This is a genomic window from Alcaligenes faecalis, assembly GCF_002443155.1.
Classification (GTDB): domain Bacteria; phylum Pseudomonadota; class Gammaproteobacteria; order Burkholderiales; family Burkholderiaceae_B; genus Alcaligenes; species Alcaligenes faecalis.
Genome location: NZ_CP023667.1, coordinates 2,184,042 through 2,209,511 on the forward strand (window position 1 = coordinate 2,184,042; position 25,470 = coordinate 2,209,511).

Sequence of the window (25,470 nt, forward strand, 5' to 3'; positions counted from 1 at the left end):
TAAATTCGTTTTTTACCCAGGATTAGTCCCGCCCTATCTGGCACCAACCGTGCAATAAGGGGCAGGCAGACCGCATCACCATGACCAACTCATCCGCAACGACCTCCGACGAGCAGTTATCCAAGAGCTTTGACCCCCAGGAAATCGAAACGCGCTGGTACGCGCGCTGGGAGCAAGCCGACCTTTTCAAGGGAGGCCAACACGTCCAGCCCTTGGGTGATCACCAGTCCGAACCCTTTGTGATCCAGTCCCCGCCACCAAACGTCACTGGGACCTTGCACATGGGCCACGCCTTTAATCAGACCATCATGGATGGCCTGACGCGCTACCACCGCATGAAAGGCGACGATACGGTCTACATTCCCGGCACCGACCACGCCGGGATTGCCACCCAGATCATCGTGGAACGCCAGCTTGATGCCCAGAACATCAGCCGCCACGACCTGGGTCGCGAGAAATTCCTGGAAAAAGTCTGGGAGTGGAAAGAGAAGTCGGGCAATACCATTACCGGCCAGTTCCGCCGCCTGGGCGCGTCCTGTGACTGGAGCCGCGAATACTTCACCATGGACGACAATCTGTCCCGTGGCGTGCTGGAAACCTTTGTCCGCCTGTACGAGCAAGGCCTGATTTACCGCGGCAAGCGCCTGGTGAACTGGGACCCCGTGCTGGGCACCGCCGTGTCTGATCTGGAAGTGGTCAGCGAGGAAGAAGACGGCCACCTGTGGGAAATCAGCTACCCGCTGACTACCCCCCAAGGCGGCCTGACCCACCTGACCGTTGCTACCACCCGCCCTGAAACCATGCTGGGCGACGTTGCCCTGATGGTGCACCCGGAGGACGAACGCTATATCGGCCTGATCGGTCAAACCGTGACCCTGCCCCTGGTTGGCCGTTCCATCCCGATCATTGCAGACGACTACGTAGACCCGGCCTTTGGTACCGGCGTAGTGAAGGTAACTCCGGCCCACGACTTCAATGACTACGCCGTTGGCCAACGCCACGGCCTGGAAATGATCAGCATCCTGACGCTGGATGCCCATATTGCCGACACCGCTCCCGAAGCCTACCAAGGCCTGGAGCGCTTTGCTGCGCGCAAGCAAATCGTGGCCGACCTGGAAGCCCAGGGCCTGCTGAAAGCGGTCAAACCCCACAAGCTGATGGTGCCACGCGGCGACCGTACCAATACGGTCATCGAACCCATGCTGACCGACCAGTGGTTTGTGGCCATGAGCAAGCCTGCTCCGGAAGATTCGCTGCACCCCGGCAAGAGCATCACCCAGGTTGCCCTGGACGTGGTGGCCGATGGCCGTGTGCGCTTCTACCCTGACAACTGGTCCAATACCTACAACCAGTGGCTGAACAATATTCAGGACTGGTGTATTTCACGTCAACTGTGGTGGGGTCACCAGATTCCCGCCTGGTACGCCGAAGACGGCAGCCTGTTTGTCGCCCGCTCCGAAGAGGACGCTCTGGAACAAGCCCGCGCCGCTGGCGTGACCGGCCCACTGCGCCGCGATGAAGACGTGCTGGATACCTGGTTCTCCTCCGCCCTGGTGCCCTTTACCGATCTGGGCTGGCCTGAAGAAACCCCGGATCTGGCCCGTTACCTGCCCTCCAGCGTGCTGGTGACTGGTTTCGATATTATTTTCTTCTGGGTGGCCCGCATGGTCATGATGAGCATGCACCTGACCGGCCGCGTTCCGTTCAACACCGTCTATGTTCATGGACTGGTGTGCGATATGGAAGGCAAGAAAATGAGCAAATCCAAGGGCAATACCATTGACCCAGTGGATTTGATCGACGGCATCGATCTGGAAAGCCTGATACACAAGCGCACCTTTGGCCTGATGAACCCCAAGCAGGCTCAAAGCATCACCAAACGCACCAAGAAAGATTATCCCGATGGCATCCCTGCCTTCGGTACGGACGCACTGCGCTTTACCATGGCCGCCTATGCCACGCTGGGCCGCAACATCAACTTCGACATGAAGCGTTGCGAAGGCTACCGCAACTTCTGCAACAAGCTGTGGAACGCCACCCGCTTTGTGCTGATGAACACCGAAGGTCATGAGCTGCACACCGACGCGCCCGCCGAACTGAGCTTTGCGGATCGCTGGATCATCAGCCTGTTGCAAGGCCTCGAACAGGATGCCGAGCGCGGTTTTGCCGACTACCGTTTTGACAACGTTGCCAACGCCATCTACCACTTTGTGTGGGACGAGTACTGCGACTGGTACCTGGAACTGGCCAAGACCCAGATCCAGAACGGCACGCCCGAGCAGCAACTGGGCACCCGTCGCACCCTGATCCGTGTGCTGGAAGTCGTGCTGCGCGTGGCGCACCCCATCATCCCCTTCATCACGGAAGAGCTGTGGCAGAAAGTCTCGGTGGTGGCTGGCAAACGTGCTGCCAATGAAACCACCAGCATTTCGGTCCAGCCCTACCCGATTGCCAACCCTGCCGCGATTGATGAGCAGGCTGTAGCCCAGGTTGCCGAGCTGAAGGCCCAGGTCGATGCAATTCGCGCCCTGCGCGGCGAAATGAACCTGTCGCCTGCCCAGCGTGTACCGCTGGTTGCCCAAGGTGACGCCGCCATCCTGAGCGCCAACAGCCCCTACCTGGCCAGCCTGTGCAAGCTGGAAAGCGTGGACATCGTGGAGCAACTGCCTACCGATGCCGGCGCTCCCGTGCAAGTGGTCGACAAAACCCAGCTGATGCTGCACGTAGAGATTGACGTGGAAGCAGAGCGTATCCGTCTGTCCAAGGAAATCGAACGTCTGCAAGGCGAAATCAGCAAGGCCGAAGGCAAATTGGGCAACGCCAGTTTTGTGGAACGCGCACCCGCCGCCGTGGTTGAACAAGAGCGCCTGCGTGTGGCTCAGTTCGGTGAAACACTGGCCAAGGTAAAACAGCAGTTTGATCGTCTGGGCTAATCGCCTGACCCAAGCGCGGACGATAGCAAAAAGCCCTGCAATATTGCAGGGCTTTTTTTAATCCCATCCATGATCAATGCAGTACAGAGCGATCGGAGAAGCCGCCCTAAAAAGTCTAGAACCACGGTTCAGCCAAGCCGATACAGCACAATACTTCAGCCAATAACAACATGGCCCGCTTAAAGCTGGGCCAATAGGATGTAGACGCTTGCTTAGGTGGCGCTATCCGTCGAGCGAAGCCAAAGAGGCCAAAAAGCGTTCGTCCGCCTTACTGAGCTCGCCACGCTGGCGGGCTTGCTCTATCAGCTCGGGCCGACGCAAGGCTGTCAAACGCAGGGATTGCTCACGCCGCCATGCCTGAATGCGACCATGATGACCAGACATCAAGACTTCGGGCACTGCCTGATCACGGTATATCTCGGGACGGGTGTAATGAGGACTATCCAGCAAGCCGCTATTGTCGGCATGGAAAGAGTCCTGACGAGCCGAATCAGCATCATTCAGCACGCCGGGCAAGAGCCGAATCACGCTATCAATAATCGCCAGTGATGCTATTTCACCGCCAGACAGCACAAAATCACCCAAAGACAGTTCCTGGGTGATACGCGCATCAATAAAACGTTGATCTATCCCTTCATAGCGACCACACACCAGAACCGCGCCAGGGCCCTGAGCCAGCTCCTGAGCCACAGTCTGATCAAAGCGTCGCCCTGTAGGGCTCAGCAAAATCACTTCCGGGCTATCACCACGATCAGCCAAAGCCTGATCCAGGGCGTCATTCAGAGGATCAGCCAGCATCACCATGCCTGGGCCACCGCCGTAAGGACGATCGTCTACAGTACGGTGCACATCGGTGGTGTAGTCGCGCGGATTCCAGGTCCGCATCTGCCAGATACCCTGCTTGTGCGCACGGCCGGTGACACCAGCCTCGCTGACCACATCAAACATGTCCGGGAACAGGGTCAGGGCATCAAATCGCATGAGGACTCGGCAAGAGAAAAAAGCAGATACGCCTTGCAAGATCCAGCCAATCAGACCAGAGCACTGCAACAGCGCAGGATTGAAACGATCAAATCGCCCAGTGGCTGTGCAGTTCGCGGGCGGACATATCCACCGTATGCACAATGGCTTGCACAAAGGGAACCAGCTCTTCCAGCGGCTTGCCCTGCTCGTCCTTTGCAGGCGTAAAGACGCCTTCGGCATCCCAGGAGCCACGATGCACGACCAAAATGGAATGCGCGCCGTTATCCAGCACTTCCACCACTTCGCCCAGACTTTCAGCCTGGCCGTCCTGCTCGCCAAAGAAGCGGCAGCCGATCAGATCGACCCAATAAAATTCGTCTTCGTCCGCTTTGGGGAAAGCGGCACGGGATACCCAAACGGTATGCCCCTTGAGAGCTTGAGCCAGCTCTCGATTATCCAGACCCTCAAACTGCGCCACGATGGTTGCACCATGCTGCTTTGCGGTTTGTATTTGTCTGGGTGACGCAGACGCAAAAACGCCCGCCTGAGATTCAGGCCGGGGCGTTTTTAACCACCACGTTTTTGCATTCAGCAGCGCCTTGGTTTGCATGGAGTGCGGCTGGATCTTGACCCAACCACGCACACCATAAGCGGAAACAATACGACCGAGCTCAACAAGGTCAGCAGGAATCGCAGATTGCTTCACACTAAACGCTACTGAAAAACAGGTGAATCAACTTAGGCAGCCGAAGCAACCTTAGCCGAGTATTCTTTCAACAGGCGAGCCACAGCAGGCGAAACCTGAGCACCGTTGTCGGTGAAGTGCTTAACGCGGTCCATTTGCAGACGCAGGTTTTCATGACCTTCGCCAGCGACGGGGTTGTAGAAACCCAGACGTTCGATGAAGCGACCATCACGGCGTTGGCTCGCCTCGGCGGCTACTACGTTGTAAAAAGGACGCTTTTTGGAGCCACCACGGGCCAAGCGAATTACCACCATTGATAATCCCTTTATTGTGTAAGGTAAACAAAAAATTCTAGCACTATTCTGGCAAGCATGCCAAAAGTAACACGCTAAGATAGCAGATTCAGTGCTAGATACGCAACAGACAAAGCAGTATTCTACCGCCGTCGGCTTAACGACGGCGTAAAAAATGCAGAGTTTTTTCGGCTTGCTGGTCTTGAGCCAACAGTTCGTTGCCAGTTTGGCGACAAAAAGCCTGAAAATCTTGAATGGCGTGCTGATCGGTCGTGATGACCTGCAACACTTGCCCGGATTCCAGCTGCGCCAAGGCTTTCTTGGCACGCAAGATGGGCAAGGGGCATTTCAGCCCGCTTGCATCCACCTGCAGATCGCTGTTGGGCAAAGCGCCGGGCTCGGACATCGTCACGCTCCCAACTTGCTTTGGACCCAGGCCTGCACCGAAGCATTAGCCTGTGGCAAGACGCTAGCATCGGTACCACCGCCCATGGCCATATCAGGACGACCACCGCCCTTCCCGCCCATTTGCGAGGCCACAAAGCCCACCAGATCACCCGCCTTGACCTTGGAGGTCAGGTCAGGCGTCACGCCAGCCACCAGGCTGACTTTGCCGTCCGCAACGATGGACAGCAGAATCACGGCCGACTGCAGCTTGTTCTTCAACTGATCGGCCATTTCGCGCAGGGCTTTAGCTTCCACGCCTTGTAGCGTAGCCACCAGCAGGCGACTGCTGTCATTCAAGGGTACGGCTTGGGCCAGCAGATCCTGGCCGGCAGAAGCCGCCAGCTTGGATTGCATTTGTTCGCGCTCGCGCTCCAGATCCTTGATCTGGCCTTGCAAGGCGCTGATACGAGCCACCAGACCTTCTGGCTGGGTGCGCAGGCTGGCGGAGGCGTCATTCAACAAACGCTCCTGCGCTTGCACCCAGTGCAGGCTGTTGGTGCCGGTAATGGCTTCGACACGGCGCACACCAGCGGCTACACCGCCTTCCGAGACAATCTTGAACAAGCCGATATCGCCCGTGCGCTGAACGTGAGTACCACCACACAGCTCGCGCGAGAAGCCGATATCCAGTACACGCACTTCGTCGCCGTACTTTTCACCAAACAAAGCCATGGCACCGCCGCTGACGGCGTCGTCAAACGACATCAGCTGGGCTTGCACGGCCTGGTTAGCCAGAACCTGATCGTTCACAATGGCTTCAACCTGAGCGATTTGCTCGGCTGTCATGGCGGCATCGTGCGCAAAGTCAAAACGGGTTTTCTCAGCGTCCACCAGGGAGCCACGTTGTTGCACGTGACCGCCCAGCACCTGACGCAAGGCCTTGTGCATCAAGTGCGTGGCCGAGTGGTTACGGATCACACGCTCACGACGCTCGGTATCCACCTGGGCTTGAACAGTCTGGCCCACGGTCAGCGTGCCAGCGTTCAGCACTCCCTGGTGCCCGAAAACCTGATTGGAAATCTTTTGGGTATCCTGCACTTCAAAGGACAGGCCCTTGGCATCGCTCAGGATACCGGCATCCCCCACCTGACCACCGGACTCAGCGTAGAAAGGGGTGGCATCCAGAACCACTACTGCTTGCTGGCCCTGGGCCACGGACTGCACAGAGGTGCCGTCCACATACAAGGCGGTAACCGTGCCGCTGCCTTCCAGGGTGGTGTAACCATCAAAGCGAGTTTGCACGCCGGAGTAGCTCAGGCCTTCGGATGTTTTGAACTTGCCCGAAGCGCGTGCCATCTGACGCTGGTTTTCCATGGCGACTTCAAAACCGTCCAGATCGACCTCAATGCCACGCTCGCGGCAGATGTCGGCGGTCAAGTCCACGGGGAAACCGTAGGTATCGTACAAGGTGAACAGCGTCTGGCCGTCCAGCTTGGCATTCTCTGGCAGGTTGGCCAAAGCGCCTTCCAGAATGCGCATGCCATTTTCCAGCGTTTCGCTGAAACGCTCTTCTTCCTGGCGCAACACTTGTTCGATGCGCTCACGCTGGCTAATCAGCTCAGGGTAGGCTTCGCCCATGGTCAGACCCAGATCCTGTACCAAACGGTAGAAGAACAAGCCCTTCTGACCCAGCTTGTGACCGTGACGCAAGGCGCGGCGAATAATGCGGCGCAACACATAGCCACGGCCTTCATTGCTGGGGATCACCCCGTCAATGATCAGGAAGCTGCAAGCACGAATGTGGTCAGCAATCACCTTGAGCGAGTTATTGCTCAGGTCGCTGGTCTTGGTTTCGCGTGCGGCGGCCTGAATCAGGGATTGGAACAGGTCGATTTCGTAGTTGGAGTGCACATGCTGCAGCACAGCCGAAATACGCTCCAGGCCCATGCCGGTGTCCACACAAGGCTTGGGCAGCGGTGTCATGGTGCCGTCGGCGGAACGCTCGAACTGCATGAACACCAGGTTCCATACTTCAATGTAGCGGTCGCCGTCTTCTTCAGGCGATCCGGGAGGGCCACCCCAGACGTCGGCACCGTGGTCGTAGAAGATTTCCGAGCAAGGGCCACAGGGACCGGTATCGGCCATCTGCCAGAAGTTGTCCGAGTTGTAGCGTACGCCGCCCTTGTCACCGATGCGGATGATGCGCTCTTTGGGCACCCCAATTTCCGAGGCCCAGATATCGTAGGCCTCATCGTCTTCCTGGTAGACGGTGACCCAGAGTTTTTCTGCAGGCAGCTTGTAAACCGTCGTCAGCAGTTCCCAGGCATAGCGAATGGCGTCTTGCTTGAAGTAGTCGCCAAAGCTGAAGTTGCCCAGCATTTCAAAAAAGGTGTGGTGACGAGCGGTGTAGCCCACGTTTTCCAGGTCATTGTGCTTGCCACCGGCGCGCACACAGCGCTGAGAGCTGGTGGCACGGTTGTAGGGGCGGGTTTCCTTGCCCGTGAACACATCTTTGAACTGCACCATCCCTGCGTTAGTGAACAGCAAGGTAGGGTCATTGCCTGGCACCAGCGAAGCCGAGGAAACGATGTGGTGTCCCTTGGATTCAAAAAAAGAAAGAAACTTCTGACGAATTTCTGAGGTTTTCATTACATGCAACGCGATGGAAAATTTAACTGCCTATTATAAGACGATCAGCCTTGCAGCCCATGCGCGCGCTGCGCTGGCACAACACCTGCCGCCCCGGCATAGCAGTGAGAAGCCCGGACGCCACACTCCCTGTACGAGCGGCTGCGTAAGCGTCAAATAGTACTGTTTTCAGCGGGCAGAAACAACAATTCCGACCCCGGAGAGTCGGAACGTGAGACGACCCTGCCCGGAATCAGGAGGTCGTCATGACAGGCCAGAGAGCGCTAACCTTGGCCTGGGGCCGATCAGGCCTTGGGCTGGTAGGGATGATGCTCGGCCCAGTGGCGAGCAATATCCACACGACGACATACCCAGACGCGCTCGTGCGATTGCACGTAATCCAGAAAGCGTTGCAAAGCACGGAAGCGGCCAGGACGGCCGATCAGGCGGCAATGCAAACCGATGGACAGCATCTTGGGCGCTTCTTCACCTTCCTCGTACAACACGTCAAACGCGTCTTTCAGGTAAGAGAAGAAATGATCGCCGGTGTTGAAACCCTGAGGAGCCGCAAAGCGCATGTCATTGCTGTCCAGGGTGTAAGGCACGATCAATTGCGGCTTGACCGTATTGTCGCTGAGCTGAACCTCGGTCCAGAACGGCAGATCATCACCGTAGTAATCGGAGCTGTACAGGAACTGGCCCTCTTCAGCCACCAGACGCAAGGTATTTGGGCTATCGCGGCCGGTATACCAGCCTTCGGGATGGTGACCCAGCAAGTCCGTCAGCACTTTCACGCACTGGCGCATATGCTCGCGCTCGACTTCTTCGGACACGTTCTGGTAGTGAATCCAGCGGTAGCCATGGCAAGCGATCTCATGACCCAGGCGCACGAATTCCTGTGCCAGCTCGGGATGACGCTCCAGCGCCATGCCCACCCCAAACACGGTCATGGGCAGGCCACGCTTCTCAAACTCGTTCAGAATCCGCCAGACACCGGCACGCGAGCCGTATTCGTAAATGGATTCCATGGACAGGTGACGGTCCGGGTAAGCGGCCGCACCAATAATTTCGGACAGGAACTGCTCGGAGCCCGGGTCACCGTGCAGGACGCAATTCTCGCCGCCTTCCTCATAATTCAAGACAAACTGCACCGCAATGCGCGCCCGATCAGGCCATTGTGCATGGGGCACGTTTTTACCGTAACCGACCAGGTCACGAGGGTACTTACTCAAGGACATACCGTCTCCGTTTAGCGTTTTACGCTGAGGGCCAGCCAAGGATCGGCAGCATTGCCATCACCCGCTTCGCTCATGCGATGTTCACAATCACTTAAGTGATGATGCATAGCCAGATGCGCGCCTTCGGCATCGCCCTGACTAAGCTTGTCCAAAATCTCTTTGTGCTCGTAAAACGAGCACGCCTGTTCGCCCGGTGTATCGTGATACGCAATGATGAGCGTGGTGCGGGCGCACAAGGCGTGCATCAACTCGGTCAGCTCATCATTGCCAGCGCAGCGCGCCAGCATCACGTGAAACGCATTGGACAGGCGCAACCAGCTGATGCGGTCGCCATGTTCAAAGGCGTGCTGTTCACGCTCCACCATTTCATACAGGCCAGCCAGACGCTCCGGCAGATCCGGGTAGCTGATCAGTTTTTGCAGAATCAAGGCTTCCAGATCACGCCGCAGTTCAAACACGTCCCGTGTTTGCTTGGCCGTCGGCTTCCAGACAAAAGCACCCCGATTGGGCTCAATGACCACAATCTTGTCGTGTTCGAGGGCAGCCAGCGCCGCACGAACGGTCGCCCGCGAGCACTCGAAAATCGTGCATAGCGTGGCTTCCGTCAGTTTGGTTCCAGGCAAAAGACGACGGTCAACGACCGCATCAAAGATCTGGCTATAAACACGCCCGACCTCGCTATCTGCCATGCCTCCCTCTAGCAGCGAGGAGGCGCTGGGCGCTTGGGATTCACTGCTCATCCCCTCTTGCCGCCGTATCTGAAGCATAGAATTTCTCGTTATTGACTATTGACAATTATTCGGTACCCCGACAAAATCGTCAACATAAATTGTCGACAATCTGATTCCTCAAACAGAGCGACAGTTTCGGGGCCTCAACCCAGCGCACTGATCCTTGCACCGTTGGCCCCCGGCCGGTTCTCAAAACTGGGCTCGCTGGACCTTTTTTGATCACCATAAACCGGAGACATTTATGGGAAAGCTATCAACCCATGTCCTTGACACGACTCAAGGACGCCCAGCCAGCGGCGTGCGCGTCGATCTTTATTCCATCGAAAACGATCAACGTACTCTGATCAAAACCACTCACACCAATAGCGACGGTCGCTGTGATGAGCCCCTGCTGCAAGGCGAGGCCATGCACACGGGCGTTTTCGAACTGGTGTTTCATGCAGGTGACTACTTTGCCGCCAGCGGTGTGACTCTGCCCGAGCCACGCTTTGTTGATCAGGTCGGCATTCGCTTTGGTATCGCTGATGCCAATGCCAATTACCACGTACCTCTGGTCGTGACCCCCTGGTCCTGGTCCACCTATCGCGGCAGTTGATCGCGTATCCAAGTCGACTTTTCGCTTCTATACGAAACCACTCTGATACGAGATCTTTATGTACGCTTACCTACTTGAGTACGGCAACCTGCTGTTGCGCTGGTTGCACGTGATTGCGGCTGTCGCCTGGATCGGCGAGTCCATCTACTTTGTGATGCTGGACAACGGCCTGAAACCGCCTAAAGGCGAAGAAAGCAAGAAACGCGGTGTGTTTGGCGAGATGTGGGCTGTCCACGGCGGCGGCTTCTATCACAACCAGAAATACCTGACCAACCCGGCCGAACTGCCTGATGACCTGCACTGGTCTTTCTGGAAGTCCTACACCACCTGGTTGTCCGGTTTCTTCCTGTTCGCCCTGCTCTACCTGACCAAGCCCGAGTTCTATCTGGTCAACCCCAACAGTCCCTGGGAATGGGCGGCTCAAATGACCGGCACTCAAGCCAACGTCATGGCCATTGCCTTCCTGGTGCTGGGCTGGGTGGTCTATAACGGCCTGTGCCGCCTGATCAGCCCCAACATGAACCGCGACGGCCTGCTGAGCGTGGCGGTGGCCATCATGATGGTGGCAGTGGCTTACCTGAGCGCGCACATCTTCTCGGGTCGTGCTGCTTTCCTGCTGACTGGCGCTGTCATGGCCACCAGCATGTCGGCCAACGTGTTCTTCTGGATCATTCCCGGCCAGCGCCGCATGGTCAAGGCACTGAAAGCCGGTCAAGCGCCCAACCCACTGGACGGCAAGCGCGGCAAACAGCGTTCGGTACACAATACCTACTTCACGCTGCCCGTTCTGCTGCTGATGCTGAGCAACCACTACTCGTTCACGTATAACAACCCCAATGCGTGGATCATCATGGTGCTGTTCATCTTTGCCGGCGCCCTGATCCGTCAATACTTCGTGCTGATGCATGCTGGCATCAAAAAGCCTGCCTACCCGGCTGCTGGTGTTGTGCTGCTGCTGATCGTTGGCTACCTGGCTGCACCTGCCAGCCTGAAAGGTGAAGTTGCCAGTGCACCAGAAGCGGCGAGCGGTGCTGAAACCATCAGCGTTGCCCGTGTTCAGGAAATCATGGATGCACGATGTGTTCAGTGCCACGCGGCCAAGCCCAATGCCGACTTCGGCTTCACAGCGGCTCCTGCTGGCATGTTGCTCGATACCATCGACAACACGGTGCTGCACGCCGAACAGGTGAAAACCGTGGTGCACTCCAAGTACATGCCCCTGGGCAACATGACGCAAATGACCGACGAAGAGCGTGCTGCCATTGCCGCTTGGAGCGGTACCCGCGACTAATGCAGAACAAGGCTAAAGCCTGACGAGCGACAAGCTCCGTAGTAACTTCCAACCCCGATATGATGAAAATCATGTCGGGGTTTTTTCTTGTTCGGAGGGCGGTTGAATGGCCCACCAGGTCTGCTAGCGAAGCGATGAGCAAGGATGCGCAAGCGTACAAAAGCCAATGACATGGGGGCTCAAGAATAGGCGGACTTGGAAACTGAGCAGCAGCCCAGTGACAGCGGCCAGGACATCCCGAATTCTGCCAAACGCATGTCAAACTCTCCCGCGTCAGGAAGGCAAACATAGTTTGGTGACTTGAAGCTTCGCTTGCTGCTGCTCCTGATCCGAGGCGGCTGACAAACTCGAATCCGGGGACAGCCCTACTTCAAGCTCAATGCAACGACTATCCAGAAACAAGAGGCGCATGGTCCTGTCGCGCTCCCGCCCTATCGGCCACAGCTGTCCTTGCTGAAACAGGAGCAGGCGTTGCCCATGCTGCACTTCGGCTAGCAACTGCGTATCTCTTCCATAGATAGCCTTCAGCTTCAATGCAGTGACGGGAATGCTGGATCTGAGCTTGCTTACATCAGGCAGACCTGCCCCCTCCCGTCCCTTTTGTTGCCTCAAATCCGACGACATATTTTGACGAGCCTGCTCGGCTTCCAGCAACAACATCTCCCTTACTATCGTCACTATTGCTTCCCTTGCCAAAGCCGGTGCACTAAACATCAGTGTCAGACCAAACAGAATGCTCAAAAGTGGTCTGCATATAATCAGCCCAATCTTGATCGGCCCAATCCCGCTGCGCAGATTCATAAACATAGCCTTCCAGCTCCACGATAAAAGCGCTGCCCAGCAGCGAGGGGTAGGACTGCGGATTCAATGACAAACTCAAGCGCTCCCATTGCAGATCAGGAAGCTGGGCCGCCAGCAAATACACCGAACGCAAAGGCGAGTGACTGAGCCAGGAGCGACGCCACCCACCTACCCCCACTTGCTCATTCTCATCAGCAGATTCGACCCATTGAGCCGGAGACACTGACAGGCGCATAAAAGCGGGCATCAAGGCGGCCAGCTCGGCATGCCAGCTTCGGGATGCCTCAACTGGCATTCGCTCCTGATCCTGCGTTGCCAGAGAATGAGGAATCAATGCCTGATACCCCCGCCGGATATACAACTCACCCTGTCCCAATGCGGTGAACTCCAGCACATTCGGCTCGCGAGTCTGGCTCTGCATGGCCGCACTAAAACGTTGCACATCCTCAAACCCATAATGCGCCTGACACTCCCACAAAGCGGCCTGACGGCGACAATCTACCTGCTGCAATTGCCAGTCCGTTCCCTGTGCAGGGAGCTCCTCAATCAAGCCCAGCACCGCCTGGACACTGGTCAAACCAGACTCTTCCTGGGCGGCGCCTTGCCTCCAGTCAGACGCGTTAGCAGCCAAGCGTCCCCGCAGATCAACGGACAGCACGCCGCCAAGCGTCGCCATCACCAGCACGGATAAAACCACCAGACGGAGCGGGATTTTTTCATACCACCCAATACGCCTGACGGCTTGGCGCTGCATACGGCCCTGCGGTCTTCTGCCCTGCTCCAGACAGACCCATAAATCATCTGGTTGCCGCAATTCGCGGATGGAGGGATAACGCGCCAACATAGCCTGCCGCAAGGTCTGTACCTGTCCGACCTGGGCCAGAAGGCAATCGCTCCCCTCCATCACTAGGCCATGTTCAAGTACCAGAAACCACAAACGGCCGGGAGCCACCGTCCACAACAGGAAAACCGCCTCTTGAGGATGATGAGCAGCCATACAAGCAGCCGCAGAATAGGCCTGAACTTGCGTCAATCTGGCTCTTGAAGGCCCGTTCTGAGCCAAACGCAAGACTGACTGGGTCCTCCGGCTGTTCAGCCAACAACTGGGAACCCAACCCGTTACCTGCCTTTCTGTTTGTTCACCTGCCGGTTCTTTCAGCCCCCCGCCCATTCCCATCAAGCAAGTCCAATACGATTGCTTCATCCGATGGGCTTGAGTCTGCCGCACACCTTCCCCGGCATTCACCCACTGCAATCCGAACCAGTACTCCCGTTGGAACGAGGCAGAACTCATTTCATACCCCGATCGCTTGATCCTCCAGCCCCATCCACTGGCTGCAATCCGGACTTCTGCTCCAGAGCCAGGCGATCTGTTTCGTTGCGGTACAGCTCAATACGGCCAGCCTGATAACGCCACCCCAAGCCATATACCGCTGCAATCTGATCCAATAAGGCTGGCAAACGAAGTTGTTCAAAAATCAGACCTCGTTGCTGAGTCAACTCTGACTCCTCCCCCACGCCTGCTCGCAGCGGGAGCTGCGTCAAGAGCAAGCGAGCCTGTGGACTGATAAACACGGTCAGATCAGACAATAAAGACAAACGACGCGCCAGTTCATCCATATTGGGCAAAGGCGTTTCCAAAGAAAAACTGTAGGTTTGTCTGGAACGCAATGCTGATGGCAAGACAGCCTGTTTTCGTAAAGGCACGGCCTCTCCCAGCAGCCAAGGCTTGTCAACAGACTGGGTATGGGTCATGGAGGATGAGCTGTTGCCATCCAGTACGACGGCATCCTCCAGCCACGGTTGATCGACATGCTGTCCTGCTGTCTGCAAGGTGCAAGCCGCCATCACGAGCAAAGACAAAAGCCAGAGGTACTTCATGACTGCCCCTCGGGTGGCACGCTGGGATCGCAGGCTTGCGGCCAAGCCAGAACCCTAAGCACCTGGTTCGAGTAAAAACAGGCCTGCAAAGGATGAGCATTCAGTTGAGTCGCCGCTAACAATTGGGCCACAGCAGCCTCAAACCCTCCCTCAAAGCGAGCCGTCCCCTTGATGGGAAAATCGACCTTCAGGGTCCAATGCTCAGGTGCAAATACCCAGTTCGCTTGCTTGGCCCATCGGACTAAAGCCTGCCTCAAGGTTCTATCCTTTATTCGCAGTTCAAAAACAGGCTCTTCCTTGGACTCTGTATCCACAACAGGGACTGAGACCCGCAGCAACTCTGAGCGGGCTTGAAAGGCCTGTGTCTGCAATAAGTTCGCAGGAGCAGACTCACCCTCTTTCACCTGAACCGCCATCAAATCTGGCACAAGCTTTCCAGAAAACACATGGCTTGGCTCTGAAGAGCGGGTATCGGAACGACTTAACGGGGAGTGGCTGGGTGGAGAATCGCCACGCTGGGAGAGACTTGCTTGGGCTTGCTGCTGATCGTTCTGCTGGCTGCGGCCATGTGGCAAGGGAGCCGATGTCTCTGCGTCAAGTAATGCGGAACCTTCGCCATGGGCATTCTTGCGCCCTAAACGAGCCTGCGCCTGTGTCCGCCCGGCCCGGAATATCAGTTCCGCCCACGAGCCCTCGATGATTTGAAACTGCCCCGAAGGCTTCAACGACAGCAGTTTTTCCTGCCTGTCTCTGCGTCCAAACACCGCTGGCAGCGTCTGCTCCGGTGCAAAATGCAGCCAGATGCGCGTCCCGTTATCAAACACCTGCATAGGTCCCACTTGCGGATCACCCGACAAGCGCCAATCGAAGTTGAAGACGCGTGCCCCCGGATCCGCCAACGAGCCATCAGGCCCCTGGCTAGTCTGACAGGCAGGCAGCCCCAGGCCACACATCAGCAAGACGCAGCAACGGACAAGAAAACGCATGGCAAGCACCCAAAGAAAAAACCCCATGTCCCGTCAAGGGCATGGGGTTTATCTTCAAGGATGCCTGCTCAAGCCGCTAGATCGGCTTGTACGCACAGATAAATCAGCGTCCTTTCTGAGCCACCAGACGGTTGGCTTCCGTGGCGGCGGTACGCAATGCCGTCATGGCCGGTTGCTGACCATCCAGCGCACTTTCCAGGCTCTGATTGAACACGGCACGGATCTGACGGTAGTTACGGAAGTTGCCCTTGGCTGTGCCCGATGTACCGCTGCTGTAAGCTCCCACCAGGTGCATCCAGTCACCCTTGTCCTTGTAGTAGTCGCTACCTGTCGCGTTAAAGGCTTCACGGCTTACAGGCAAAAAGCCTGTTTTCTGATACCAGCGAGCGGCGTTCTCTGGCTGGGCCAACCAGCTGATGAAGCGGGCCGAGGCCTGGTTCTGTTCAGCGTTATGGCCTTTCACCGCCCACAGAGCCGACCCCGTGACAAAAGGCTTGCCGGGGGTTTGGGTGACTTCAGGGTAGTAAGGCAGACCGGTCACAGCGTATTTCAGGCCGCGCGTGTCGCTGTATTCACCAATATGGCCGGAGTTGGAGAACATGACGGCACATTCGCCCTTGGCAAAACGCTGGGGCGACTCAGGCAAGGTGCCAGGCTTGACCATCAGCTCGGATTTCACCCAGCTGATCATCATGGACAGGTGGCGGATGTACATCACGTCAAAGTCAAAGCCCACTTTGCCTTTGACCTTGGCGCCGGGTGCCAGACCGTAAATCTGGTTATTGACCGCGGCCAGGTTCTCCAGGTTGATGGAGACAGACTGATCGGAGGTCAAAGGACAACGGCGCGAGCCTTTATTGGCCAGATCGACCAGCTGGGCCTGCAGATCCAGCCAGACACGGCTGGGCACCGCAGGTTCGATCTTGGCTTTATCAAAGGCGTCCAGGTTGTAATACATGACCGGAATTTCGGCCATGTAAGGAAAGCCCTGCAATTGGCCACGGCCATTGCGTACAAAAGAGTTCGAGGCCAGGAACCAGGACACATTGTCCATTTTTTCCCGAGCCAGCAAGGTGTGCATGGGCATGATGTAGGAGCGGTCAGCAACCTCGTCCAGGCCGGACATCTCGCCTAACTGCACCAGATTGGGCAAGTCCTTGCCCGCTTGCATGACCTGCTCCAACGAGGCTTCCGTGTCATGCGCCTTGACCGACACCTTGACGTCGCTCTGGCTACGATTGAAATCCCGAACCAAGCGTTCAAACTCGTCCTGATTGTGCGAGTTCAAAGCGGTCCAGACCTGAATATCAACGGCTGCCAGGGCGGTCGACCCGAACAGCAAAGCGGCCGAGCCACCCGCTGCCATCGCCAAAGCCATAACACCACGTTTCAACAGTAATCCGCGTAGATTTTTCATACATCCTTCAAGATAAAAAAGGAAATTCAGGTTCGGGTTTGCGTCCCATGACCAGGTCCGCCAAGGCTCGGCCAGAGCCTATACCCATGGTCCAGCCCAGGGTGCCATGTCCGGTATTCAGGTACAGGTTGGGAATGGAGGAACGGCCTATCAGTGGGACATTTGATGCTGTGGCAGGACGCAGTCCTGACCAGAAATGAACATTATCAAAATCCAATGCTCTTGGGAACAGATCAGCTACGTGCGTTAACAAAGCCTGACAACGCGCGGGGTTCAAACTGCGCGAATAGCCCGACAATTCTGCGGTTCCCGCCACCCGCAGGCTATCGCCCAGGCGGGAAAACACCAGTTTTTTATCTTTATCCGTCAGGCTGACGATAGGTGCCCCTTCGGGGACCAGCACCGGGAAAGTGGCCGAATAGCCTTTGGCCGGGTAAACGGGGCAGGCAATCCCCAGCGGCTGCAAGACGGTGGGGCTGAAACTGCCCATGGCCACCACAAAGGCGTCTGCCTGTATGAACTCGTACGCACCGTCCGAACCAATGACCTCGACGCCCACCACTCGGCCCTTGGCCGTCAGCAGACGGGTGATTTGGGTGGAAAAGCGAAACTCCACCCCGGCCCGCTTGGCCATGGCGGCCAAACCGCAGGTGAACTGGTTTGCATCGCCGGATTCATCATCTTTGGTGTAATCGCCCCCCACGATCTGGCCGCGAGCCGAGGCCAGGGCCGGCTCCAGCTGCACCAGTTCGTCCACGCTCATGATGCGACGGTCCACGCCCATATCGCGCATGACGTCCGCCATTTGCTGCGAGTCATCCAGGCTTTGGGCATCCCGGTAAAACGTGATGATGCCTTTTTCCTGATGGCGATAATCAAAATCCAGACTGGGACGCAATTGCTTCAGTGTGCTGCGGCTGTATTCCGCCATGGCCACCAGAGCGCGCACATTGGGCGCAACTCGCCCTGGCAGGCACTCTCGCAGGAAAGACAAGCACCAGCGCCACTGGCGCAGGTCCAGACGCGGACGGAACAACAAGGGAGCATCGTCCTGCAACAACCATTTCAGCAGTTTGAACGGCATTTTCGGGTTGGCCCAGGGCTCGGCATAGGACACCGAGATTTGCCCGCCATTGGCACGCGAGGTTTCCTGCGCGGGACCGGTTCCCCGATCCACGACTACCACCTCACAACCTTGCTGGCTGAGCCACCAGGCAGTTGATACCCCAATAATGCCGCTGCCCAGAACTGCTACTTTCATGTGTACTGTCCGCTTGTTGAGCTATTGATCAAGACACTTACTTTACGTCTGCCAGCGACGTAAAGGCATCTGCAAAATAATTGTCCGGATTCAGTTGAGCCTGCTCCACAAAATCCTTGCGGGCCGCTTCAACCATGCCCGGCGCGCCACAGGCGTACACCTGCCAGGCCGACAGATCCGGCAAATCAGCCAGTACCGCCTGATGCACAAAGCCCGTACGGCCTGTCCAGCCATCCTCAGGCTGAGCGTCGGAAATCACCGGAATGAAACGCAAGTTAGGCAGTTCGCTGGCCCATTTCTCGGCCAGTTCGGACTGGTACAGATCCTTGGGTCGACGCCCGCCCCAGTACAGAGCCACTTCGCGCTGGCTGCCGGTTTGAATCAGACGCTCGATCAAGGCCTTGATCGGAGCAAAACCCGTACCGCTGGCCAGGAACACCATAGGTGCAGCACTGTCTTCACGCAGGAAGAAAGAACCCAAAGGCGCTTCCACACGCAGAATTTCGCGCTCTTTCATGGCGGTGGCACCGGCACCGAATACGTGATCGGTAAACACGCCGCCGGGCATGTGACGAATATGCAATTCCACCTGATTGTCTTCCCGTGGCGGTGTGGCCATGGAGTAGCTGCGACGGCTGCCGTCCTTCAGGATGAATTCCAGATACTGGCCTGGGTAGTAACGGAATGGCTCGGACGATGGCATTTGCAGACGCACCACCATCACATCATCACGTACTTTTTCCAGGCCCACCACGCGCGACGGCATCTTGCGAATCTGGATATCGGTCGCCATACGAATTTCGTGGGACTCGATCAGCATGTCGCTGCTGGGCTTGGCCTGACAGAACAGGGTGTAGCCTGCCGCGCGATCCTCTTCGCTCAGCAATTGCTCGGGCGCACGGCCTGCATCGTATTCACCTTCGATGACCTTGCCACGGCAAGACGAACAGGTGCCATTACGGCAGCTATAGGGCAAGACAATGCCTGCATTCAGCGCGCCATCCAGCACAGACTGTCCGGGCTGTACGTCAAAACTGTGCCCGCTGGGCTGAACCGTGACTTTAAAACTCATATCCAACACTCAAAAAAGAAATCTATCAGGCGGAGGCTCAGCCTCCGGCGGCTATGCAAATTCAGGACTCTTCAGGCCGATGCAGCACAGGGTCGTTCAATTTGAGCGACAGGGCCTTGCCCTTGCCTGCCCGCTTGCCCAGATAATTGGCCAGCATGTCCAGATCCATCACGATGGTGGACGGACGTTTGCGGTTCACCCCGCTGACGGCCAGACCGGCCTCGCCAAAGGCCACCCACTGACTGAGCGTATCGCCCTCGTTCAGCTTGATCAGCACCGTGCCGCGCCCCCCCTTGGACAGCACTTTCAGTTCCTTGATATCCACCACCAGGAAGCGTCCCTGCTCGCTGAGCAGGCCCACGTACTGATCGTCCGGACGCAAGGCCAAAGGCTTGAGCAGCTTTTTGCCCTCCTCGACAGTGACAAACTGCTTGCCCGCTTTCTGGCGTGTGTTCATGTCACCCTGGGAGGCCACAAAACCGTAGCCGTCGCAGGCAGCCAGCAAGTAGTTCTGATCCAGAGGCGCCCCCAGAATGTGCTCGATAGGCGCACTGGGGCTGACTTCAATCATGGAGGTAATGGGCTGTCCGTCGCCACGCGCTGAAGGCAAGCTGGAGACCGGAACAGTATAGACCCGGCCATCGGTACCGATCGCCACCAGATCCGTAGTACTGCGGCACTCCAGCGCATCGCGCAAGCCATCGCCCGTCTTGAAGCTGAATTGCGAAGCGTCGTGACCGTGGCCCTGGCGTGAACGCAGCCAGCCTTTGCGCGACACAATCACGGTAACTGGCTCATCAACCACCTTGGTTTCCAGCACAGCACGCTCGGCCGCTTCAATCAAGGTACGACGGTCATCACCGTAGGTTTTAACGTCGGCTTCGATTTCACGAATCATCAGGCGTTTCAAGGCCTTGGGATCGTCCAGCAGCTTTTGCAACGACTCCTGTTCGTCCAGACGTTCCTTCAACTCTTTCTCGATCTTGAAGCCTTCCAGACGTGCCAACTGACGCAGACGCATTTCCAGAATATCGTCGGCCTGACGTTCGCTTAAATCAAAGCGCTCCATCAGGGCTGCACGCGGCTCGTCGGACTCACGAATAGTCTGAATAACCTCGTCCACATTCAGGTACACCACCATGCGCCCTTGCAGCACATGGATACGGTCGGTGACCTTGTCCAGACGGTAGCGAGTACGACGCTCCATCGTATGGCGACGAAACTCCAGCCAATTCAGCAAAACCTGGCGCAAGGAACGCTGACCGGGACGGCCATCCGTATCAATACACACCAGGTTGATGGAGACGTTGCGCTCCAGGCTGGTTTGCGCCAGCAAGGTGGTCACGAACTCGTCCCGATCAATAGCGCGAGACTTGGGTTCAAACACCAGACGCACCGCCGCCTGCTTGCCAGACTCGTCGCGCACCGCGTCAAGCATGTTCAGCATCAAGGCTTTGGTTTGTTGTTGCTCGGTACTCAGCGATTTCTTGCCGGCCTTGACCTTGGGATTGGTGCGCTCTTCAATCTCTTCCAGAATCTGCTGGGAGGAGCTGCCGGGCGGCAATTCAGTCACGACCAATTGCCATTGGCCACGTGCCATTTCCTCGAATACCCAACGGGCACGGGCCTTGATGGAGCCTCGGCCCTGGGCGTACACCGCCGCAATATCGTCAGCGGCGGAAATGATTTGACCACCACCGGCAAAGTCTGGGCCGGGGACGATCTCGTGGATTTCCTGATCGCTCAAATTCGGGTTGCGCAACAGGCTGACGCAAGCTTGGGCCACTTCGCGCAGGTTGTGCGACGGAATCTCGGTTGCCATCCCGACGGCAATCCCTGATGCGCCGTTAAGCAGCATGATGGGCAAGCGTGCTGGCAAGGTCACCGGCTCTTTCTGGCTGCCATCGTAGTTGGGGATGAAGTCCACCGTACCTTCGTCCAGCTCGTCCAGCAGCAGACGGGAAAACGGCGTCAAGCGTGCTTCCGTGTAACGCATGGCGGCGGCATTGTCGCCGTCGCGCGAGCCAAAGTTGCCCTGCCCGTCCACCAGCGGATAACGCAGCACAAAATCCTGCGCCATACGCACCATGGCGTCATAGGCGGCCTGGTCGCCGTGCGGGTGATATTTACCCAGCACATCCCCCACCACACGAGCCGATTTCACGGGCTTGGCCGTTGGGCCCAGGCCCATGGCATCCATAGCGTACAGAATGCGGCGTTGTACCGGCTTCTGGCCATCGGTCAGGTCGGGCAAAGCTCGTCCACGTACCACTGAAACGGCGTAATCCAGATAAGCCTGTTCCGCGTAAGTTGCCAGCGTGATGCTATCGTCCGATCCCGCCGGTTCAAAATCCAATTGATTGCTGTCCATAAATAACTCTTAAGTCGGGCTCAGACGTCCAGATCGGCCAAATTGCCTTTTTCTTCCAACCAGGCACGGCGGGCAGAGGCCTCGCCCTTGCCCATCAGCATGGTGAACATGGCTTGCGTGCCGCTCAGCCCATCTTCGCCCCAATGTACGGGCAACAAGCGACGGGTATCGGGATTCATGGTGGTGTCCCACAGCTGTTCCGCGCTCATTTCACCCAGACCTTTAAAGCGACTGATGCTCCAGGACTCGTTGCGTATGCCTTCGTTGCGCAGTTTTTCCAGAATCGCATCCAGCTCGCCCTGATCCAGACAGTAGATCTTGCGGGCCGGGCGTTTTCCGGCGGCAGGCACGTCTACACGGAACAAGGGAGGACGGGCCACATACACATGACCAGCCTCGATCAGCTTGGGGAAGTGACGGAAGAACAGCGTCAACAACAGCACCTGAATGTGCGAGCCATCCACGTCCGCATCAGACAGGATACAGATACGGCCATAGCGCAAGCCGGACAAATCCGGCTCGGACTGGGCGTCGTGCGGGTCCACACCGATAGCCACGGAAATATCGTGAATTTCCTGGTTGGCGAACAAGCGATCCTTATCGACCTCCCAAGCGTTCAGAACCTTGCCGCGCAGGGGCAAGATAGCCTGAAATTCCTTGTCACGGCCCATCTTGGCCGAACCACCAGCCGAGTCACCCTCGACCAGAAACAGTTCGGAGCTTTCCAGGTCGTGCGACTCGCAGTCCGTGAGCTTGCCGGGCAACACGGCCACGCCCGAGCTTTTGCGTTTCTCCACTTTCTGCGCCGAACGGGTACGGGCCTGAGCCTGACGCACCGCCACTTCAGCCAATTTGCGGCCCTGATCCACATTCGCGTGCAGATGCAGTTCCAGCGCATTGCGCACATAACCACTGACCAGACGCACGGCGTCGCGGCTATTGAGCTTTTCCTTGATCTGCCCTTGAAACTGCGGGTCCAGCACTTTGGCCGACAGCACAAAGCTGGCACGGGCAAATACGTCCTCAGCCTGCAGCTTGACGCCTTTGGGAATCAGGCTGTGCAGCTCGGCAAAACTGCGCACGGCCTGATACAAGCCATCGCGCAAGCCCGATTCGTGCGTTCCCCCCGCTGGGGTTGGAATCAGGTTGACATAGGATTCACGCACAATATTGGAGTCCAGCGCCCAGGCCACCACCCAATGCGCACCTTCGCCGGCGGAGAAATTGTCATCGTCTTGCGGGGCGTACTGACGGCCTTCAAACAGGGGCACCAGCAGCTCCACGCCGTCCATCTCTTCCTGCAGATAGCCGCGCAAACCGTCTTCATAGCACCATTGCTGGCGCTGGCCGGTTTTCTGCTGCACCAGCTCTACCGTCACGCCTTCCAGCAAGACAGCCTTGCTATGCAGGATATGAGTCAGTTGAGCCAGGGGAATCTGGGCAGAGTCAAAATATTTGGGATCGGGCCAGACCCGCACGCGGGTTCCCGTCTTGCGCTTGCCCACTGTGCCCGTCTGGGTCAGGGGCTGTTCCAGCTCGCCGTCGGCAAACACGATTTCATTGGCTTGCCCATCGCGCCAGACCAGCACTTCCAGGCGACGCGACAAGGCGTTGGTCACCGAGACACCCACCCCGTGCAAACCGCCGGAGAAGGCATAAGCCCCACCATTGAGCTTGTCGAATTTACCCCCGGCATGCAGACGGGTGAACACCAGTTCCACCACCGGTGCATTCTCTTCAGGGTGCAAGCCAACGGGAATACCGCGCCCATCGTCTTCAACCTGTATGCCGCCGTCCTCCAGCAAGGTGACAGTCAGGGTGCGGGCAAAACCAGCCAGGGCTTCGTCGGCCGCGTTATCGATGACCTCCTGCACAATATGCAGGGGATTATCCGTGCGGGTATACATGGCCGGGCGCTGACGGACCGGTTCCAGCCCTTTGAGCACCCGTATAGAAGATTCGTCGTAACGTGTAGTAGACAACTTGATTCCCGGTAGATCGTACAGAAAAACGCTATTTTACGAGTGGTTAGGCGCCAGTGGGGAAACGCTTTATTGGCGCGCGTTGCGCAGTGAATGCACATTATCAACCAGACGCAATGGTATCCTGTCAAAAATTGGCAACAAGACCGTCGCAATTGGCCGTAGAATACATTGTGCTCAGGTCACGCCACACGTATAGTTTTTCGTTATCTTTTAATTTTTTTGCATCTTGCCATGAGCGACTCCATCATTCACGTTACAGACGCCTCCTTCGAGAGCGACGTCCTCAAAGCCGAACTTCCCGTTCTGGTCGATTACTGGGCTGCATGGTGCGGTCCCTGTAAAATGATTGCACCTTTGCTGGATGAAGCAGCCGAACAGTACCAAGGTCGTGTTATCATCGCTAAGCTCAACGTCGATGAAAATCCCGACACCCCTGCTCAATTCGGTGTTCGCGGTATTCCAACGCTCATGCTGTTTAAAGACGGCAAAGTGGCCCAGACTAAAGTCGGCGCACTTTCCAAGTCCCAACTTAGCGCGTTTCTCGACAGCTCCCTGTAATCTCTGATTAACCGCACGCAGGCCCTTTGCTGGCCTGCGGTCTGCTGCTGAAAGCCCTTCCCCACTCCCATGCACCTGAACGAATTAAAAGCTCTGCACGTCTCGCAGCTGCTAGAAATGGCTGCCACTCTGGAAATCGACAACGCGAACCGCTTGCGCAAGCAAGAGCTGATGTTCGCCATCATGAAAAAGCACGCCAAAAAAGGCGAGCAGATTTTCGGCGACGGGGTGCTTGAAGTCCTGCCTGATGGTTTTGGCTTTCTGCGTTCGCCAGAAACCTCTTACCTGGCCAGCACAGACGATATCTACATCTCCCCTTCGCAGATACGTCGTTTCAATCTGCACACGGGTGACTCCATTGAAGGTGAAGTGCGTACCCCTAAAGACGGCGAGCGCTACTTTGCCCTGGTAAAAGTTGACAAGGTTAACGGCATGCAGCCCGAGGCCATCAAACATCGCATCATGTTTGAGAACCTGACCCCGCTGCATCCCGATCAGCCCATGCGCCTGGAGCGCGACATCAAAAGCGAAGAGAACATCACAGGTCGTATCCTGGATATCTTCTCGCCTATCGGTAAAGGCCAGCGCGCCCTGATCGTGGCCAGCCCCAAATCCGGTAAAACCGTGATGATGCAGCACATGGCTCACGCCATCACGACCAATTACCCCGAGGCCATCATGATCGTCCTGCTGGTGGACGAGCGCCCCGAGGAAGTGACCGAAATGCAGCGCACCGTGCGCGGCGAAGTGGTGGCCTCCACCTTTGATGAACCCGCCACGCGTCACGTGCAAGTGGCCGAGATGGTCATTGAAAAGGCCAAACGCCTGGTTGAATTGAAAAAAGACGTGGTGATCCTGCTGGACTCCATCACTCGTCTGGCTCGCGCCTACAACACCGTGGTCCCTGCTTCGGGCAAGGTTTTGACCGGTGGTGTGGACGCCAACGCCCTGCAGCGCCCCAAACGCTTTTTTGGCGCTGCCCGTAATCTGGAAGAAGGTGGCTCCTTGACCATCATCGGTACTGCCCTGATCGAAACTGGCAGCCGCATGGACGAAGTCATCTATGAAGAATTTAAAGGTACCGGCAACTCCGAAATCCATCTGGAGCGCCGTCTGGCCGAGAAACGCATTTACCCTGCCATCAACCTGAACAAATCAGGTACACGTCGTGAAGAGTTGCTGATCAAGCCCGACCTTCTACAAAAGGTCTGGGTCCTGCGCAAGTTCATCCATGGGATGGATGAAATTGAAGCCATGGAGTTTATCCTGGACAAAATCCGGGCCACAAAGACCAACTCCGAATTCTTCGACATGATGAAGAAGTAAATCGAACATCCTGCGCAAGCCTCTCTATACGAGAGGCTTGCTTGCGATGGGCGTATGATCGGGTGCAT

The 25,470-nt window shown here is 57.0% G+C and carries 21 protein-coding genes; 5 read left to right on the plus strand and 16 right to left on the minus strand.

What is annotated here, in order from left to right; translation table 11 throughout:
- The first annotated feature begins 80 nt into the window (after positions 1 to 80).
- Positions 81 to 2,933, plus strand: a complete 2,853-nt coding sequence (locus tag CPY64_RS10295) for a valine--tRNA ligase (protein WP_042481558.1) — start codon at positions 81 to 83, stop codon at positions 2,931 to 2,933.
- Between the two features lie 222 nt (positions 2,934 to 3,155).
- On the opposite strand, the gene trmD is transcribed toward CPY64_RS10295, so the two are convergent.
- From trmD to CPY64_RS10330, 7 genes are all read right to left on the minus strand, one after another.
- Positions 3,156 to 3,914 (minus strand): tRNA (guanosine(37)-N1)-methyltransferase TrmD, encoded by a 759-nt coding sequence (trmD, locus tag CPY64_RS10300; RefSeq protein ID WP_042481559.1) that lies wholly within the window; start codon positions 3,912 to 3,914, stop codon positions 3,156 to 3,158.
- Between the two features lie 88 nt (positions 3,915 to 4,002).
- Entirely contained in the window at positions 4,003 to 4,602 is a 600-nt protein-coding gene (gene rimM / locus CPY64_RS10305) for a ribosome maturation factor RimM (protein ID WP_042481562.1), read from the minus strand.
- A gap of 32 nt (positions 4,603 to 4,634) precedes the next feature.
- Positions 4,635 to 4,895 carry a 30S ribosomal protein S16 gene (rpsP, locus tag CPY64_RS10310; protein WP_009455906.1) on the minus strand — a complete coding sequence of 87 codons (261 nt, stop codon included), beginning with the start codon at positions 4,893 to 4,895 and terminating at the stop codon, positions 4,635 to 4,637.
- A gap of 136 nt (positions 4,896 to 5,031) precedes the next feature.
- Positions 5,032 to 5,286, minus strand: coding sequence for a sulfurtransferase TusA family protein (locus CPY64_RS10315; RefSeq protein ID WP_042481564.1), 255 nt, complete (start codon positions 5,284 to 5,286; stop codon positions 5,032 to 5,034).
- Positions 5,283 to 7,910 (minus strand): alanine--tRNA ligase, encoded by a 2,628-nt coding sequence (gene alaS / locus CPY64_RS10320; protein WP_042481566.1) that lies wholly within the window; start codon positions 7,908 to 7,910, stop codon positions 5,283 to 5,285. Before alaS ends, CPY64_RS10315 begins: the two co-directional genes overlap by 4 nt.
- Positions 7,911 to 8,194: 284 nt before the next feature.
- Positions 8,195 to 9,127, minus strand: coding sequence for an allantoinase PuuE (gene puuE / locus CPY64_RS10325; protein ID WP_042481568.1), 933 nt, complete (start codon positions 9,125 to 9,127; stop codon positions 8,195 to 8,197).
- An 11-nt stretch (positions 9,128 to 9,138) separates the two neighbouring features.
- Entirely contained in the window at positions 9,139 to 9,867 is a 729-nt protein-coding gene (locus CPY64_RS10330) for a GntR family transcriptional regulator (RefSeq protein WP_042481571.1), read from the minus strand.
- Between the two features lie 232 nt (positions 9,868 to 10,099).
- On the opposite strand from CPY64_RS10330, the gene uraH reads away from it, so the two are divergent.
- A complete protein-coding gene (gene uraH / locus CPY64_RS10335) occupies positions 10,100 to 10,453 on the plus strand; it encodes a hydroxyisourate hydrolase (RefSeq protein ID WP_026483497.1) in 354 nt (117 codons plus the stop codon).
- A gap of 58 nt (positions 10,454 to 10,511) precedes the next feature.
- Positions 10,512 to 11,744 (plus strand): urate hydroxylase PuuD, encoded by a 1,233-nt coding sequence (locus CPY64_RS10340; RefSeq protein ID WP_042481574.1) that lies wholly within the window; start codon positions 10,512 to 10,514, stop codon positions 11,742 to 11,744.
- 273 nt (positions 11,745 to 12,017) lie between these two features.
- On the opposite strand, the gene CPY64_RS10345 is transcribed toward CPY64_RS10340, so the two are convergent.
- The 9 genes from CPY64_RS10345 to CPY64_RS10385 form a co-directional block, all read right to left on the minus strand.
- The gene (locus tag CPY64_RS10345; protein WP_123794752.1) at positions 12,018 to 12,485 is read right to left on the minus strand and encodes a hypothetical protein; all 468 of its coding nucleotides are present in this window, start codon (positions 12,483 to 12,485) and stop codon (positions 12,018 to 12,020) included.
- Positions 12,451 to 13,542, minus strand: a complete 1,092-nt coding sequence (locus CPY64_RS10350) for a hypothetical protein (RefSeq protein ID WP_123794754.1) — start codon at positions 13,540 to 13,542, stop codon at positions 12,451 to 12,453. The genes CPY64_RS10345 and CPY64_RS10350 overlap by 35 nt, the downstream gene beginning before the upstream one ends.
- A 293-nt stretch (positions 13,543 to 13,835) precedes the next feature.
- Entirely contained in the window at positions 13,836 to 14,426 is a 591-nt protein-coding gene (locus CPY64_RS10355) for a hypothetical protein (protein ID WP_123794756.1), read from the minus strand.
- Positions 14,423 to 15,412 carry a TrbG/VirB9 family P-type conjugative transfer protein gene (locus tag CPY64_RS10360; protein ID WP_123794758.1) on the minus strand — a complete coding sequence of 330 codons (990 nt, stop codon included), beginning with the start codon at positions 15,410 to 15,412 and terminating at the stop codon, positions 14,423 to 14,425. The genes CPY64_RS10355 and CPY64_RS10360 overlap by 4 nt, the downstream gene beginning before the upstream one ends.
- 103 nt (positions 15,413 to 15,515) lie before the next feature.
- Positions 15,516 to 16,829, minus strand: a complete 1,314-nt coding sequence (locus CPY64_RS10365; protein WP_042481588.1) for an extracellular solute-binding protein — start codon at positions 16,827 to 16,829, stop codon at positions 15,516 to 15,518.
- Between the two features lie 7 nt (positions 16,830 to 16,836).
- A complete protein-coding gene (locus CPY64_RS10370) occupies positions 16,837 to 18,090 on the minus strand; it encodes a D-amino acid dehydrogenase (RefSeq protein WP_042481591.1) in 1,254 nt (417 codons plus the stop codon).
- A gap of 37 nt (positions 18,091 to 18,127) precedes the next feature.
- Positions 18,128 to 19,162, minus strand: coding sequence for a CDP-6-deoxy-delta-3,4-glucoseen reductase (locus tag CPY64_RS10375; RefSeq protein WP_009455928.1), 1,035 nt, complete (start codon positions 19,160 to 19,162; stop codon positions 18,128 to 18,130).
- A 61-nt stretch (positions 19,163 to 19,223) separates the two neighbouring features.
- Positions 19,224 to 21,533, minus strand: a complete 2,310-nt coding sequence (parC, locus tag CPY64_RS10380) for a DNA topoisomerase IV subunit A (protein WP_026483503.1) — start codon at positions 21,531 to 21,533, stop codon at positions 19,224 to 19,226.
- A 20-nt stretch (positions 21,534 to 21,553) separates the two neighbouring features.
- Positions 21,554 to 23,515 (minus strand): DNA topoisomerase IV subunit B, encoded by a 1,962-nt coding sequence (locus CPY64_RS10385; RefSeq protein WP_042481595.1) that lies wholly within the window; start codon positions 23,513 to 23,515, stop codon positions 21,554 to 21,556.
- 234 nt (positions 23,516 to 23,749) lie between these two features.
- Here CPY64_RS10385 and trxA point away from each other — a divergent pair, with 234 nt between their 5' ends.
- Together trxA and rho are read left to right on the plus strand one after the other, a co-directional pair.
- A complete protein-coding gene (gene trxA / locus CPY64_RS10390; protein WP_042481598.1) occupies positions 23,750 to 24,076 on the plus strand; it encodes a thioredoxin TrxA in 327 nt (108 codons plus the stop codon).
- A 69-nt stretch (positions 24,077 to 24,145) separates the two neighbouring features.
- Positions 24,146 to 25,402, plus strand: coding sequence for a transcription termination factor Rho (gene rho / locus CPY64_RS10395; protein ID WP_009455931.1), 1,257 nt, complete (start codon positions 24,146 to 24,148; stop codon positions 25,400 to 25,402).
- The last annotated feature ends 68 nt before the right edge of the window (positions 25,403 to 25,470 follow it).

Coding starts and splice junctions, on each gene's coding strand:
- uraH (WP_026483497.1), top strand. CDS start 10,100: ATGGGAAAGCTATCAACCCATGTCCTTGACACGACTCAAGGACGCCCA.
- trmD (WP_042481559.1), bottom strand. CDS start 3,914: ATGCGATTTGATGCCCTGACCCTGTTCCCGGACATGTTTGATGTGGTC.
- CPY64_RS10340 (WP_042481574.1), top strand. CDS start 10,512: ATGTACGCTTACCTACTTGAGTACGGCAACCTGCTGTTGCGCTGGTTG.
- CPY64_RS10330 (WP_042481571.1), bottom strand. CDS start 9,867: ATGAGCAGTGAATCCCAAGCGCCCAGCGCCTCCTCGCTGCTAGAGGGA.
- CPY64_RS10370 (WP_042481591.1), bottom strand. CDS start 18,090: ATGAAAGTAGCAGTTCTGGGCAGCGGCATTATTGGGGTATCAACTGCC.
- rho (WP_009455931.1), top strand. CDS start 24,146: ATGCACCTGAACGAATTAAAAGCTCTGCACGTCTCGCAGCTGCTAGAA.
- CPY64_RS10350 (WP_123794754.1), bottom strand. CDS start 13,542: ATGGCTGCTCATCATCCTCAAGAGGCGGTTTTCCTGTTGTGGACGGTG.
- rpsP (WP_009455906.1), bottom strand. CDS start 4,895: ATGGTGGTAATTCGCTTGGCCCGTGGTGGCTCCAAAAAGCGTCCTTTT.
- CPY64_RS10365 (WP_042481588.1), bottom strand. CDS start 16,829: ATGAAAAATCTACGCGGATTACTGTTGAAACGTGGTGTTATGGCTTTG.
- CPY64_RS10295 (WP_042481558.1), top strand. CDS start 81: ATGACCAACTCATCCGCAACGACCTCCGACGAGCAGTTATCCAAGAGC.
- parC (WP_026483503.1), bottom strand. CDS start 21,533: ATGGACAGCAATCAATTGGATTTTGAACCGGCGGGATCGGACGATAGC.
- CPY64_RS10360 (WP_123794758.1), bottom strand. CDS start 15,412: ATGCGTTTTCTTGTCCGTTGCTGCGTCTTGCTGATGTGTGGCCTGGGG.
- CPY64_RS10375 (WP_009455928.1), bottom strand. CDS start 19,162: ATGAGTTTTAAAGTCACGGTTCAGCCCAGCGGGCACAGTTTTGACGTA.
- trxA (WP_042481598.1), top strand. CDS start 23,750: ATGAGCGACTCCATCATTCACGTTACAGACGCCTCCTTCGAGAGCGAC.
- CPY64_RS10355 (WP_123794756.1), bottom strand. CDS start 14,426: ATGAAGTACCTCTGGCTTTTGTCTTTGCTCGTGATGGCGGCTTGCACC.
- puuE (WP_042481568.1), bottom strand. CDS start 9,127: ATGTCCTTGAGTAAGTACCCTCGTGACCTGGTCGGTTACGGTAAAAAC.
- alaS (WP_042481566.1), bottom strand. CDS start 7,910: ATGAAAACCTCAGAAATTCGTCAGAAGTTTCTTTCTTTTTTTGAATCC.